The organism is Agarivorans sp. JK6, assembly GCF_045277145.1.
GTDB classification, from domain to species: Bacteria; Pseudomonadota; Gammaproteobacteria; order Enterobacterales; family Celerinatantimonadaceae; genus Agarivorans; species Agarivorans albus.
On the sequence record NZ_CP113525.1, the window covers coordinates 3380762 to 3396328 of the forward strand.

Below are 15567 nucleotides of genomic sequence, written 5' to 3' on the forward strand. Positions count from 1 at the left end.
AATTCCTTAGTGTCGCGTGATCCGGTAGCGGGCAGTATCGTCATTGTTATCTAACCACTCCAAGACTTCGTCAGTAAGCAAATCCAACGATGCACCGCGGCGGCCAGAAGCCATGAGAAAGCGGTTCACAGCAGGAGGAATATTCAGGTCCATCTTCCCGCGCAGGGTTTCCAAACGCCGTTGCAACTGATGAAAAGCATCCAACTCTTCTTGCGTCGTCGGAGGATTTTGCGCTGCTTCCACAAAGCGTTCGCGCTCCACCTGGTACGCTTCGAAGATTTTCTTGCGCTCTTCGATAAGCATCTGGCCATGCAGCAAGCTTTCGTCGACCTGCCAACTACGCCGCAGATCTTCGGTATAGGAAGACCACACCGGCTCGACATGCTGCTTCAGTTCCTTGGTCAGCGACGCCATGCTATCGAGCAGATTCGGCCACTCTTGATCGTCAGACTGGGCAACGTTTTCTTTTTGGTTGATAAAAGCCTGCCGAAACAATCCAATCAATACACGCGCCTTGCTCACAGGCTCACTGTCCATGGTATGCAGGATTGCGCCATCACCATCCAGTCGCTCGTTTTGCAGTAGCAACAGATAGCAGATGGTTTGGCTTTGCAACTTTGTGCCCGCATTTCTCAGTTTGTTAGCAATACCTATGTAGGTGTCCCGGATCAGGGTCTTGCGCTGCAATTGGCCATACCGGTCAAGCTGCTCTTTCAACGCCGCACAACGTTTTTTCAGTCCACTCTCAACCGGAGCCAGGGTTTCATCGGGTGACGCCATTGGTAGTTCACTCATCAGTTCACCTCCTCTTTTTGCTCGGGTTCGAGCTGCAGTAATTGATTTTCAATTTCGTCCAGCTGTGCAAATACATCCTGCTGAGCCTGTTCAATCTCAGCACCACCCTGCTGTTCGATTTTATTCTTCAAGTGCTTAGTCGTCGCCGAGTCGAATTTACTGAACTGGACCAATAGTTCTCGGACATCATCCAATTGCTTAGCATCAACAGAAATGAGCTCTTGCATCAGGCGTACAGAATTTTCTTCAGGCAATTGCAGGCGGCTCAGCAGTTTAACGGCTTCAACCCGCTCTTCGCTGTCCCATCGTCTGAGCGTACGCTTGAGCGTTGCGGTCATATCAAGCGGCCGTACGACATCGGCTTTTACCGCCAACGTCAGTACGTCTTTGATCTGGGTGCTGGCTTCAACAATGGCCGTTTTATCGCCGGCGAACAACTCTTGCAACGCGCTGGTCACTGGCTGTACTTTCTGCCGAAGACTAGGCAAATCGCGCAGTACCTGGTCAATCACATCCGGCTCAGCACCTTTTGGCTGCTTAAGGGCTTTGACGACCAACCTACCGTCGATGGCGTAAGGATCTGCGCCCGGTTTTTTAGCAGCAGACAACTGCAGCAGTTCACTGCGCAGTTCGTTATGCCGTTGGGTCACCAGCTCCCATTGGGTATCAAGTTCACCCAGCAGCTCGTACTCTGGTTTTTGGTCGGCCGAAAACAGCAATGCATTAAGCCGCTTGACGAGCCCGTTGGCATTAGCGCCTTCTGCTCCCAGGAATCCCGCCCCTTGCAATAGCTTGGCAGCTACCGCGCCAAGTCGCTCACGCTCCAGCGCAACAACATTGTCCGCTACCTGCGGCGCAATACTGTCGAAGAAGTTGTGATAATGCAGATATGCGCTTGCGCCACCAGGAAAGTCCCAGCTTTTTCCGTAGTGGTTATAAGCAGCCATGGCGTTAAACGCATTGATCCATTGCTCACCATGCCGGGCAAAAGCTTTGCGATCGCTCAAATCCACCAGCGGAGCACCCGTGTTACCCGTTTTCACTGGCAAGTGAATCCGACCGGCCGGGAGCTTAGCGCTACCCAGTACAGCCTGAGGACGGCACAGGTAGTGACCCCAGTCAATCACGGCATTAAGACCTTCACAGATCCATTTACGCAGTTGAGCAGCATCCGGCTGTGGTAAACCTGCGGTCCCCTGATACCAGTAATTCAGTTTGGTGATCCATTCGATTAGCTCTTTGGGAGCTTCAGGAGCGGTCACTTCGTCGGTTTCGTCCTCGACGGTCACTTTTACCTGGGGCTTGGTTTCACCCTTGGCTGTATCCTTGGTTTCGTCTTCTATTGTTGGCTTTGGCATGGACTTTGGTGATTCACCAAGTACCTGACTCATTTCAGCCAAGCCAAACTCTTCGCATACGCCGAGAGGCAACGAGCCAGCCAGCTGGGCCAAGGAGCTAGGATTGCCCCCCCAAACAGCCGCCAGTGCCTTGGCCCGCTCTTGCTCCGACAATACACTGAACAGAGTTGCGATCGCCGGATTACAGATAAAGCCTTCCCATTTGGCGGGTGGGAACTGCCCATCCAGGTATGCGCTCCGCCCGTCTTTGAGCGGTGTACGCAGCAGATAGTGCAAAATTGAGCGCGGATGAAAAATCAACTGGCCGTGGGCAACGCAGTGTTCATGTGCCAGCTTGTCTAATGCCAGCTTATTAAATGGAAATAGCGGGTCGCCCTGGCGGCTGAAGCCAAATGCATCTAGGCGCGAGCGAAACTCACTTTCCTGCACTTCACCATCGTGCCAGGTAGTCAGCCAGTCATGCTCAGCGCCGGCGTTTTTGAAAGCACTTTCCAGATCCTCGGCGCCATGGCGCGCTGCATTCAGGTAGCGGCCGCAGAAATCGAAGATCCGCTCCAGGGTCTCGGACTCATTCTGACTGGCTGACTCAATCAGCCATTCATAGCCGGTACGGCCCAGGATACCGTCACGAACGTGCAGGTAACCGGCAAAGCCTTCGGTAACAGCAATAACCGACTTCAGAGGACACAGGCGCTGTTCACCATGATGAACCTCCTCTTCCATCAGACATTCGATGAACTCTTTCTGGATTGCCGAGGTGGTGGTGAAGTCTTCGATCAAGATCACCAGAGTGTTGTCTTTGTCGTCAGCCAGCAACTGCTTACGGATACCGCGCACGACCTGCTGCACGCTCGTCGGGCTGATCTTCAGCAGCTCTTCAATGGTCTTGCCGCACGCTTTATACAGCACCTGGTTAATGGTCCAGGCGGCATTTTCTCGTGCGCTTGGAACCATCAGGATCTGCTCATTCTGAATATACGTCTGCGCGTCATGTGCCGCGGCAGCCACTTCCAACTGGATCTCAAAGTCATGAGCGAACATCTGGTAGTCCTGCTCAAAACCTTGCTCCTCCTTGACACCTTGATAAAGCCTCTGGGCAATGTTGTAAAGACAAGCCCCCGGGCGAGTAAAGTGCTTGGTCAGGTGGCTATCCTGCAATAGAGCCTGAAGACCTTCTGCGTGTTGATAAACACACTCGAAGCGCCGCTCATCTTCAGAATTTACCGGCTTGCCTGCTTCGATGTGCGCGCAAACTTGCTCGAACTCTTCGCTCAGTGCCAGACGCAGTTTCAGTGCCAAATGCTCAGCGATGTGCCGGACATCGATGGCTTGACTGATTCCATCGATCGACTGGCGAATGTCATTGTAAACTTCGCCTTCGAGACCTTCAGTGATCAATCGCAGCACATCAGCAATTGAAGAGCTCTTGGGAATATAGATAGTCTTGTATTTGTTGGCGTTTGGCAGCCGCTCTAACTGCGCCCCCAACCAGCGAATAATATGGGATTTACCAACCCCTGCCGCGCCCGTAATAGGTATCGGTCGGTTGTGCTTCAGCAGAAAGTCAAACAGCGCCTGCTCGTCTGCTCGCACCTCGTTGCCCGTGGTATGCTGTCGCTTGATCAGGCGCATCGGCTCATGAACGGCCATCAGCAAACTGCCCGAGAGCGACTCGGCCTCGGTCATGATGCAGTCATTGATCCGGTTATTATCCGGCCAGTAAGTCGCTAACGCTGTCATCATTACTCTCCACGTACCGTTACATGCGTTACAGGCATCAGAATTTCGCCCTTAGGCCCCTTTAAATTGCGTAGCCCAGCATCTGACAGTTTCTGCAATTGAATTTGACCGCCATGGTGCAAACGCAAAAGAGCCCTGGAAAGAGAGGTCGACAACTCATTGTCTTTAGGTTTTGTCCAACTCTGTCCTTCAATGCGTTGCTCGACTTGTTGACGATACGCACCACCATCAAGCACAGGCATCAACTTAGCCAACTGCCCAATAAATGTGTCAATTGGCATTTGTGTATCCGGCTTAAAAACGCTGGTGCTAGCCGCAATTTCTTCTCTAATGGCTAACGTCGGATCAATGCTGTAGACGCTGTTTCCGGTGCGGACCATAAACCCTAACCAATGGGCGTACCCCGGCACAACAGACGTTTCGTTGGAGTTGATTCGAAAATCACTGAGATAACGATCGATGATCTCAGCCAGGTTATTCGACTTGATTTCCGGATAACGGTAGACATCCAAGGCAAGCAGCATACTGAGCAGGACGGTGAAATCGGCTGCACGCTGATCTCTTGAAATCAAGTCTTTATTGTTTTCCGAGGCCAGCAAACAACGACGTGCACCTGTTGTCAATCGTACCTTTGAGTCAGTGAAATAGTTAGAGCTTAACTTAATGCTGGTATCTGCAGTCTCCAGCAGCCCAAGCTCGCTCCAAGCTTTCACTTCTTTGTCAAGCTTGCTTCGAGCACTCTTCTTGCCTTCGGGTATCAAAGCTTGTGGGCGACACCAGGCGATGAGTTCCTCCTGCTCCATGGGATTTTCTTTGTTTCCCTTGAGCACGCTGTAGATGGCAGCCAGCACTTCAAACTGGCTGCCCCCGTGATCATTATTGACAATCGACACTGTCCACCATCTCCTCTGCAAAACAAAAGCCTATTCCCAGTTGCCCTTCAAGCGCTGTGTGCGGCTCTGGGCAAACTGGATAAACAGGCGCAGTTGCTAAGTCAGAATTCCTGCTTAGAGATGCTGGTCTGAATTTGGAAAGTTGTTATTCTTGCTCTGGCTGAGGAAAATAAGGCCAGACACAGTAAGTAGGGAAGCCGACGTAGACTACGCCAAGGTAACGGACGTAAGTCTACGCCCAAGATGGCGTTCATGCAACCTAGACCTTCTGAGAATGGGAGCCAATGCACATTGTTAATAGAAGAACAGGGCCGATAGCCGAGCAGCTTTGGTCCCTGTAGTCACGCTGTTGCTATTGCCGTTAACGTTTCGCTAGCGCTTGCATCAGTGTGTCTCTTCGCACCCAGTTGCTGTGATCCATTTTTACGTAAAGCTCTCTGGCATGATGATTCCGATCCACCATATCTTCTGGCACCAGAGCCAACTGCAGCGGACCGTTAAAGGGTCTGAGCGGTCTTGGAAAGGCATACCCAGATTCATGCTCAGAGCTGGAAGGGATCAACAACTCCGGCCATGGTGCCGCAGCAGGCTCAGTAGTCTGATTGCTATAACGGGTCAACAGCTCCGGTTTGACGCCGCCTGTGCGCGCAATTGCTTTTTGCAACGGCGCAAAATCACTATCCGCGATGCGAATGGCGCAAATCACCCCAGCCTGGGCCAAGGCTTTGATCAGTTGCACCGTGGCTCTGGCCCATTCACGTTGTGACTTGGTGCTGCCATCGAGGCGTGGATACATGATGAAGCATCGGGTAGACGTTAGACCGGTCAGTTCGCGCCAACGCAAAGCAGATGACTCTACGGCAAATTCACGGTTAAGCTTGGCACTCGGCATCACATAACCAAGCACCGCAGCCGAGCACTTGCGACACGCAGGGCAGCCACCACACGCCTTGTCGGCGAATGCATCAGACAAGGTATAAAGCGATGTCAGCGTCCGGCACAACGATACCTCATCCGGCGTAGCCAACCAGTTTTTTAAGGCGGCCAAGTTTGAACTGGCTGACTCGGCTATGACTTTACGAATCGGCTCCACGTTTGACCGCCAAAATGCCGGAACCGTATGGTTTGTCACCAGGGGCCGCACAACCAGCGAGTCTTGGTACTTCTTCATTTCGGCCTGAACAACACGCTCATAATCAACATCAGACTGTGACTCCTGTTGCTGTGGTATCTGCTGCCTGACCGCATCCAACTGGATCACGCCAGCACGAACCATCAGCAAAATAGTCCTGAGGTTCCAACTCTTGTTCTGTTTCGACAGACGGTGCAGTCGAGGAACCAGGTTGGCTAGATTGAGCCTGAAGTAACCGCCAGGAAGGGACTCAGCACGTTGCCACATGCTGCACCAGCGCTCATGACCAAGATCGACACCGATAACGGTTTCCCCACCAATGCGATCGGCGAGTTTCATATCGTCGTTGGTATAGATTAATATAGACGTCGCGGCCAGGCCGTCGCGACCAGCGCGACCAACTTCCTGGTAATAGCGGTCCATATTTTCCGGCACTGTGGCGTGTATCACGCAACGCACGTCGTTCTTGTCCATGCCGACACCGAACGCCGAAGTGGCCACCATGATATCCAGTTGGTTTTCACGCCACTGGTCGAGTAACTCGATACGCCTCTCTGTCTTGGTTAACCCCGTGAAGACTCCCACGCGGCCGTAGCCCGCTTCCTGCAGGAGGCTGTGCCATTGCCTCGCTTCAGCCGGGCGTGTGCAATAGAGGATCAGCGGCCTTGGCGCATGGGCCAGTGCTTCCATCACCCATTGCTGTTTGATTTCCTGGCTCTCAGCCTTGGCGCACCAATAAGCAGGCTCGGGTCGCAGGTGACAGGCATGGATTTCTGCCATTTTTGCGCCAAACGTTTCCAGTAAACCCTGGCGGGTATCTTCGGTCAACGTGGCTGTCATCAGGATCGTGGTGCAGGGAGTAACCCCCTGTGCTTCGCTCGCAGTTCGCAGCCCTCTAACCAGGCCCCCTAATTGCTGGAACTCGGGCCGGAAGCCTGTGCCCCACTGAATCACCAGGTGTGCTTCATCGACGATCAAGTAGCGCAGGCCACCGTTCTCGGCGGCATCAAACAGCACCGGGGTCAACGAACTGCAAACAGCCTCAGGTGAGGTCACGATCAAACGCTGGGTCCCTTCGCGGATCCGGCTACGAACATCACGTCGTTCTTCAACATCCAACCCAGAATGCCAGGCGACGACATCGTCAAACGCCCCGCCCTGCTTGAGAATCTCATCGCGGTAGCGCTCAGCCTGCTCCAGGGCCAACGCAACAGTTGGGACTATAACCACGCTAAGCGCATTCTCGCGAGGTGCCACCATCGCCATGACTTGGCCGACCAGGGTCTTGCCGGTGCCGGTTGGCAGATTAACCAGCAATGTACTGCCGGGCTCACTCAACAGTGCAGCCCTTACGGCCTCTCGCTGGCCTGGCGCCTGGTACTGGTTATAGCCCTTACCCAGCAGGCTGCTTACCCCGGCATCCATGGGTACCCAACTGAACTTGCGTCGCTCTGCCTGAGCCAGCGTGGCTGCAAACACAGGACGCTGCGCATCAGTTAACCAGTCCGGTTTCCAAGGGCTACCGGCCAGAAGCAAATAGCTCTGCCCCAGTTGCTGGCATTGGATCCCCGACTGTAGCCATTGCTCTCTTGTGGGCCAGGAGCCTGCACCTGTACCTGCAATAGGTACCTGGATCTCGAAACCAGCATCCTGTGCCGCCTGCTGTTTTAGCCAATGGGCGACCGCGCTGCGTCGATCCAGCGGTTTTGTTCCCTCACCTAAGCATTGCCATAACCGTTTATCAACACCGACTATGTCCAGTGGCTTTTCTAATCCAGCATTGCTGCCTTCAGCCAGTGCGCGTATCAGCATCTGTTCCACGTCATTGCCTGCCCTGCCTAGATTGCTTTGAAGACTTCAGACGAAGCCAAGAAGACTGCTCGCGCAGACAAACATTGGTGTTGCGGGCTCTCAATTGCCTGACGCAGTTGCGCACAATAACCTTCTGGTATCTGAACACTGGAGGTCAGATAATTACCAAGGTTATGTATACCTTGCTGATGATTGTCCTGGTAATCACCGGCAACCACCTGCTGCGCTTGCTGCCCGACAGACAGACAAATGTCTTTCCACTGGACCTTGCTGTACAACGCCTCGACAAGCGGCCAACGCTTGGCCAAGTTCTTATCGCTTCCACCTTTTTCATGGCTCAAGTACTGGCGCCCTACGATATTCAGAAGATCCTGGTTGGAGACCTGCTTGCCCTTGTCATCTAGCCATACAGTGTACTGCTTCGGCGGCATCAAACGGTCTGCCAAACGGCGCAATGCGCCGGCGTTTTCATCAACGCCAGCAGAGATAACGTAATCCAAGCGAAAAAACAGTGGCATGCTGTCATTTGGCAGGCCGTGTAACTGCCGCACCATGGCACTGGCCATGCCACGTGACTCGAAAGGCAGCATCGAGAACATCGCGTCGTGGAAAGGCTCTCCCAAGCGAGCAACCCGTTGACGACTGTTTTGAGCAAGCGCTCGGCGATAACTCACTTCATATGTAACCGGTGCATCACAGTGCCCATTCTCGAAGTCAAAGCCGAGAAGGCAATGCTTGATCAGCATCTGCAGGCTGAGCATGGTGCCACGTGCGGCCCCGCCATGATCGAAACGGTATCGGATCATACCCGGGCTTTCCCCTTCGCTAACCTTAAAGCCAAGCTGTTTCTTGATCCAACTGATTGCAGCCGACTGGAACTCCTCTTCCTGCCCATCCGTTGTCTGCAACTTGCGCACAAAATGTTCAGCTTCAATCACTTCTGCATCAACCGACATCAAGGCTTCGAGGTTGCGGATCTTTTCCAGTTCGGTAACCAGGATATTTTGCTCACCGACTAAACGTTCATCCAGCGCAAGTAACGCAGCAAGACCTTCCAAGTACAGTTCCTGATCTACCTGCTCCATTTGCTCTTCAATAATAAACTGCAAACCAGCGATAGAGCGGTCGAATACTTTAAACGAGCGCTCGAGGATATTGATCCAATGGGTAGCCAGTGACTGCTGATCATTGCCCAGAATGACAAAGTTGCGAACAGCTTTTGCGTGATGATCGGCGTAGTAACGGTTCATTCGCCCGTTACGCTGCTCCATCCGGTTGGGTGAAAACAACACATCATAATGGATTGCTGCGCGGTGACTGCCGTGAAGGTTAATTCCCTCTTCCGCCCGGCGATCGCAAATCAAAATCCGACAGTTTTCATCGTCGCCAAACCGTAACGGCTTACTCGGGTTGTGTCGTTGGATCTGTCCTGAATACTTAATGCCGATATTCATAAACAACTGGTCAGCTGACCACGGATGGTCACAGAAAATCACTACGCCAAGCTGTTCTTCTCGTAGTAACTCTTCGAGCAGTCGATTCAGTTGCTGCTGAAGAGCCGGCTGCTCTGTTTGTGCACGCCCAATCAACTCTAGCAGCAATTCTGCCTCGCCCGTTGACAGCGGGGAGCACAGAGCCATGCGTTGCTGTTGGGACAGGTAAAAATCATTCTCATCGAGACTACGTTGCTCGAGGCGCGAGGACGCAAACTCAGACAGAACTGCAGGAGCACCGAGGCTCGCTTCCACAAACAAGTGATAAATCGAAGCGAAGCAAGCACTATGGGCGTCGTTTAACATCATGTGCTCTCGCCAGGCAGACAGGCTCTCAACGACGTCGGCACTTTGATATTCCCTGCGCTCAAGCCCATCCAAGCCAGGTAGCAGATTGCCAACTTGTGGCATCGAGCGGCGATTACGCAGCAAGCGATGATGAACGCCATGGCGGTTGGCAATATGGTGACGTACCTGTTGAACCAGTTGGTTCGCTTCATCCGGACGCTCTTTGCTGAACGGATTGGCCGTGAGGTACGTCAACAGCGCCTGGCCTTGCTCTTGAAGGTATTCATCAGATGGGAACAGTTGCAGCAAGTTGTTCAAGCTGTTTCTCAACTGCAGGTTACCGTTATTGGTACGGAAAGATTGGATGATACCACCCAACTGTTCACGCATTTCGACCCGCTGGCGAAACTCTGCTACCCCCTCTTGGCTCAACTGGTAGCTCAGTGGATCGAGCAGGTGCAGCATAGCCAGGAAATTACGTTCGTTGCCCACCAGCGGCGTTGCCGAAAGCAACAGTAACTTTTCACTGGCGTGGACATGGTCGGCAATGGCTTTGTAGTGCGCGACGCGCTCCACTGACCAGGCCCATTCACCGACCTGGTGCGCTTCATCGATAACGACCAAGTTTGCCTGTTCAAACTCTTGGTCATCGGTTACAAATTGGTCGTAGGTCCTGATCCGGATACTAATGTCCAACAACTCTGCCAAGTGAAAACGCTCAGTTAGTTCTGTATGCCACTGCTGCAGTAAGGGATCCGGCACTAATACTAATACCTGGTGCAGCTGCGGGTTTTCCAAGACGTGCTGGCGCAGTATCAACCCGGCTTCAATCGTCTTGCCTAATCCAACCTCGTCAGCCAGAAGGTAGCGCTGAATGGGATCAGATAACACCCGGCGCGCGACTGCCAATTGATGAGCCTCAAGCGCAATCGACGAAGAAAGTGCCGCTGTAACCCCTGCACACGCTTCTCGCTGAGCGAGCATGTGGTTTTGAAACTCCAAGCGCGAATCTTGAAAAAATGGTGTGTACGTTTGCTGATTAGCTAACCACTCCATAGCATTTTGGATGGGTTTATCCCACCGCACATAAATCTCGGCCTCCGATAAATCCCTCAAAACGTCGTTTGGAAACTGAATCCGGTAGTCTTTGGGATATGGAGCAGGTCCAATAACTCGTCCAACCTCCCACGCACTGCTTTCCAGGTTGAAATAAAAGACAAGGGATTCTTGATTTAACGCAGCAGGTTTCACATCACCCAAAGATACTTCAACACTGTGAGCGTTAATCGACATCGGAGAGTCGAAATAACTAACGGTGACAAAGTTCGTCTCTGAGGCAAGAATCTTACCAATGCCAAGTCCGTTTCTCGCTAAAACTAACTCATTTTTATTAACCATAAAAGCACATAAAGAAAAAGAAAAAGAAAAAAGGACAGTACTTCGTATAGAGATAACTAATAAACTATGACAAGCGGGACAGCAAGTCGGTGTACCTGTTATATTTACAACTCAAAGACCAAACATCTTTGATAGGCGTCAAACCAACTTGAATAAGTCTTCTTCTATGATGAGCACACTATTATGTGGAATCCGAGCCTGCATACACCTTTATATATAGAGTCCAAGCTTTTGATAACTCCTCGTCAGGAAAACAATTAGCTAAGTAATCCAACACTTCTTCTGTGAGTTGGGACTCCATAACTTGGTGTAAGTAAGAGGACCAATCTAAATCAGAATCTTTCAAAGAAAGTTGCCCCGAGACGACTTTCTGCAAAAACTCTCGGTAGGTTGCTTCAACCGCAATGCCGCTCACATCGCAAATCTCGCCGAGAGAAATCCGATCGAATCAGCCTACTCCTAATATGGTGGTACAATCCAGAATCTCAAAACCACTATGCTACTTACAAACTTGACCATTTACTGCGATTTATTAGACATTTTCACAAATACTACCGACAACAAGTCAATCTGGAGTATCTGATAGCGGAGGTTTGTTACATAATAATTAGAATTTGGAATTTATTAATCACCGATTGCTTCAATGTATAATCTTCACCCAATCACCACCTGCACCAAAGCCAAAGCAAAAGCTGGAGGATGTCTTCACGAGTACCAAGACTATCAATACTTGGAGCAGTTGACTGATGACTGGATAAGAGCATCCGAGAAAGCAGGCGCCGAAGAATCCCTACCTGCTGGAGAGATGTATAAAGGGCCTCACTGGAGTTTCGCAAAAAGTCTGCAGAAGATGCCGACGCTGAACTGTGGGTTTTGTCTGCAGGATTAGGCCTGTTGCACTCAACAGAGCAAATTCCTGGCTATCAAGCGACGTTCGACCGTTCAAACAAAGACCGGATACCAAACAAACCCACACAAAAGAATAGCTGTTCGGACAAACCAACGTTAGAGCAGCGTTGGTGGGAGTTGGTATGTGCAAGAAAGGCCAAACTTGAGCCCCAAAAACCTAACTCTCTCACCGCCTTGTTCGAGGCCAACCGAGACAGTTTTTTTGTCATCGCGGGGTCTATACCCTACTTGAGAGCCGTGAAGTATGAACTGCTAAGAGCTACCCAGCACTTGCGAGTACCGCAAGAACAGCTATTGATTGTAACAAGCAAAGTGGATTCAACTATGGCTGCCACTTTTGCCCCATATCTCATCCGCGCCGAGCGAAAGATGAGCCAGCATTGGCTTGATGGTGGCGACACCACACTCAATATTCGTCTTGCTGGGCATGCACTGTTAGAACTTCGTCAGGCCCTAAGCGCTTCTGTAGTCAAAGAAAAAATTACTACTTACACAAGAGGACTACCTGAAATGGTTCAGTCCCCAAAGCGTAAACGCAATAGTATTGAAGAAGTCGATAACTACCTGAAAAATCTGCTGTCTAGCGATTCGGAAATAAGCGCTACTCGCGCATTAAGGAGATTTCGTGACGAGGGGAACGCCTTTGAAGAAAAGCACTTCGTCGCAGGTTTGTATCGGTACACGCTTACATGAAAGACAATTAATCAGGAAGGTGTGGCTATGGGCTTGGACTACAACAAGACATGGACATGTTACAATGGGCGCACAAAAGCCTGTGGCCGCTGTGGGTCTTGTGTTGAACGATTAGAAGCCTTTGCCTTGAACTCGGCTACTGACCCATTAGCCTATGAGTAGCAGTGTTAACTCGCGCTGGCCCCCACTTTAGCAAAGGCTAGACCTCACGAATCAATACACGGAATGCTACACCGTTCAACATAGAGACTTCAGAAGGCCCGCTAGTACTGGGCTTTAAAGCTCAATTCAACTCCCGCCAGCCCCACCAATTCGACAAAATAAAGGCACCTAAGGGTGTCTTTTTTTGTGCCTCATATTTACCACCCAAGTCAAGTAAATCTAAATATTCTGCTGCCCTTTTGTTGATATAACTTGATAGACTGCTGTTAAATAAATCAGTATATTCACGAGGTAGTTCAACTAGTTACAAAGTAGTATTAATAAGAATAAACGATGATTCATGGTGATAAGTAATACTGCAGTAGCTTAATAACAAGGATGTAAGCAATGACTTTTAATAAATGGTTGAAGCTCAGTTTGCTAATCATTTGCACCACCAGGTGTGCGGGAGGTTTCACCACAGTAAAAGTCAAAGTAGTCGACCAAGACGGGTTAGCAATTGAAGGTGCTGAAGTATTTGCTGGCGGTCAGTTAGGTGTTGATGGCGAAAACATTAAAGATTTAACAGATAAAGAGGGAGTATTCCGAACTATCGGCCGAAAAAATCTTGCTGTAGTTTTTAGGGTAAATAAAGAAGGCTACTACCAAACTAAACTAAGAACTAACAAGAACCTCCAAAACCTCATCATCGAGCTGCGCAAAAAGAAAAAACCCACCGCCATGTATGCCAAAACACATATTCTTCGTTTTCCCAAGAAGCAAGCGTCGATTGGTTTTGACTTTGAGCAAGCAGATTGGGTTGCACCTTATGGTAAGGGAAGCACGGCCCATATCTACTTTAACCTTGATGGGGAGTATGTAGATATGTGGAATCACCACAGCGAACTAAATATAACCTTCCCAAATTCACTAGATGGAATAATTGAAGTAAGCAAAAACACTAGTACTTCTGAATTTAAATTCCCTTATTTGGCTTATAGTCAATCATATAAAAACAGCCTAGTACTTAAGAAGTCAAGAGAAGGTTTGGAAAGCAAACGACTTTTAAACTATGATGAATCAGCTTTAGGTTATATTTTTCGCGTAAATACCGAGATCAATAGTGACGGTGAAATAATAAACGCAAATTATGGAAAAATACTAGGCTATATTAATACTTCATCACAAGTAAAGAAAAAAAGCGCAGGCGCTATTAGGTTCACCTACTACTACAACCCCGCCCCCAACGACCGCAGCTTAGAGTTTGATTGGCGAGAAAATCTTTTTCGCGACCTAGAACATGAAGAGAAAGTCTATGAGCCTTAAATACTGGCAACTAAGGCTCCTAAGGGTGTCTTTTTTGTGCCTCATATTTACCGCCGAAGTTATGTAAATCTAAATATTCTTCTGCCCTTTTGTTGATATAACTTGATAAACTGCGGCTAACGACAGCGGCAAGATTATTTGTGGCAGCGTTACTGCACGCCCAACAGTGTATTTGGGTTTATAAAATGGTGGATTAAGTGTTTCTTTTAGTAAGTTTTTTGTGTCTTGCTATTATTGTTTCATTTTTGTGTTCTGTGCTAGAGGCGGTGCTACTTAGCGTTTCTCCTAGCTATATTCAGCTGCAACAGCAGCAATATCCTAAAGTTGCAGAGCGGCTCGCCAAGCTAAAGGCGAGTATCGACAAGCCGCTGGCGGCGATTCTTACCCTAAATACTGTTGCTCACACAGCCGGAGCCGCTGGTGTGGGTGCACAAGTAGCAGAGCTTTATGGCTCACAATACTTAGCTATTTCATCAGCAATTATGACGGTACTGGTATTAGTATTGTCTGAAATTGTGCCTAAAACCTTAGGAGTGACTTATTGGCGCCAACTTGCGCCGTTTGCCTCTTGGTTGCTGCCATTAATGATTAAAGTGTTTTACCCTTTTGTATGGTTAAGTGATCGCATCACTGCACGTATTGGTAAACAGCAAGAAGATTTTTCAAGCTTGCGAGACGAAATTAGTGCTTTAGCTGAATTGGGCCACCAGCAAGGTGTGATTGAGCAAGGCGAGTCGCAAGTATTACGTAATCTACTTCAACTAGAAAAGTTAAAGATTACTGAAGTGATGACCCCGCGCGCGGTAGTGCAGCGTGTTGAACTAAATAGCACCGTGGCAAGCTTTGTTGAAGAGCACTTAAGCCAGCCGTTTTCGCGTTTTCCGGTATACCAAGGTGAGCGCGACAACTTTGTCTCTTACGTGCATAAACAAGATGTTTTAGGCGCTGCTGCTAGTGGCAATGGCGACACACAAATAAGTGATTACTCGCGTAAGTTACTAATGCTGCCAGCTAGCGTAAGTGTTAGGCACGCCTACCAAAGCTTGTTACAGGCTCGAGAGCTTATTGCAGCGGTAGTGAACGAATACGGTGAAGTGCAAGGCTTGCTTACCATGGAAGATATTATTGAAACCCTGTTAGGCCAAGAGATTACCGACGAAACCGATGCTATTGAAGACATGCAACGCTTAGCTCGCTTCCAGTGGTTACGCCGTTTACGCAGCAAAAACCAACGCTACAGCCGCTAAAATCTAACGAGGCTATAAGCAAACAGACAATCTTCAAGCGCTAAAATCGACGGTTTTAGCGCTTTTTTCTTATTTATTAAGCTGTTCTTTAGCTGCCTCTACTTTGGCAAAGTCTAAACCTAATTCTTCTACTGCTTCTTTAATCAAAGCTGGGTTCTGCATCACCTGTCCCATCAGCAATTGCAATTTTTCTTGAGGCAAACCTAACTGGCTGATAGTCGCCATAGCAGCAAGGGGGTTTTGAGTAAGCACTTCAAAAAGCTCACTGATTTGCTGGTCACTAATATTGTTCTCTCTCAACATGGCAAGAATTGGGTTCATCACATTACCTTTTAGACTAAA

9 protein-coding genes and 1 pseudogene are annotated in these 15567 nt (G+C 49.7%); 4 read left to right on the forward strand and 6 right to left on the reverse strand.

Going from position 1 to position 15567, the window contains the following annotated elements; translation table 11 throughout:
* Positions 1–6 precede the first annotated feature (6 nt).
* From OV592_RS15685 to dpdE, 5 genes are all read right to left on the reverse strand, one after another.
* Positions 7–795, reverse strand: coding sequence for a hypothetical protein (locus tag OV592_RS15685; RefSeq protein ID WP_406609210.1), 789 nt, complete (start codon positions 793–795; stop codon positions 7–9).
* Positions 795–3896 (reverse strand): protein DpdH, encoded by a 3102-nt coding sequence (gene dpdH / locus OV592_RS15690; RefSeq protein WP_406609211.1) that lies wholly within the window; start codon positions 3894–3896, stop codon positions 795–797. Before dpdH ends, OV592_RS15685 begins: the two co-directional genes overlap by 1 nt.
* A complete protein-coding gene (gene dpdG / locus OV592_RS15695) occupies positions 3896–4786 on the reverse strand; it encodes a protein DpdG (protein WP_406609212.1) in 891 nt (296 codons plus the stop codon). The genes dpdH and dpdG overlap by 1 nt, the downstream gene beginning before the upstream one ends.
* 361 nt (positions 4787–5147) lie before the next feature.
* On the reverse strand, positions 5148–7730 hold the full coding sequence (dpdF, locus tag OV592_RS15700) for a protein DpdF (RefSeq protein WP_406611438.1): 2583 nt from the start codon (positions 7728–7730) through the stop codon (positions 5148–5150).
* Positions 7731–7756: 26 nt separating this feature from the next.
* Entirely contained in the window at positions 7757–10909 is a 3153-nt protein-coding gene (gene dpdE, locus OV592_RS15705) for a protein DpdE (RefSeq protein ID WP_406609213.1), read from the reverse strand.
* A gap of 894 nt (positions 10910–11803) precedes the next feature.
* On the opposite strand from dpdE, the gene OV592_RS15710 reads away from it, so the two are divergent.
* The 4 genes and pseudogenes from OV592_RS15710 to OV592_RS15725 all read left to right on the forward strand — a co-directional run bounded on the left by OV592_RS15710 (position 11804) and on the right by OV592_RS15725 (position 15225).
* The gene (locus tag OV592_RS15710; RefSeq protein WP_406609214.1) at positions 11804–12511 is read left to right on the forward strand and encodes a hypothetical protein; all 708 of its coding nucleotides are present in this window, start codon (positions 11804–11806) and stop codon (positions 12509–12511) included.
* Positions 12512–12526: 15 nt separating this feature from the next.
* Positions 12527–12673, forward strand: a pseudogene (locus OV592_RS15715) (7-cyano-7-deazaguanine synthase); the annotation flags it as partial.
* Positions 12674–13060: 387 nt separating this feature from the next.
* Entirely contained in the window at positions 13061–13978 is a 918-nt protein-coding gene (locus tag OV592_RS15720) for a hypothetical protein (protein ID WP_406609215.1), read from the forward strand.
* 197 nt (positions 13979–14175) lie between these two features.
* Complete coding sequence (locus tag OV592_RS15725) at positions 14176–15225, forward strand: CNNM domain-containing protein (RefSeq protein WP_040306974.1); 1050 nt, start codon at positions 14176–14178, stop codon at positions 15223–15225.
* 69 nt (positions 15226–15294) lie between these two features.
* Here the strand turns inward: OV592_RS15725 and OV592_RS15730 are convergent, their stop codons facing one another.
* Positions 15295–15546, reverse strand: a complete 252-nt coding sequence (locus OV592_RS15730; RefSeq protein WP_406609216.1) for a DUF2999 family protein — start codon at positions 15544–15546, stop codon at positions 15295–15297.
* Positions 15547–15567: the final 21 nt, after the last annotated feature.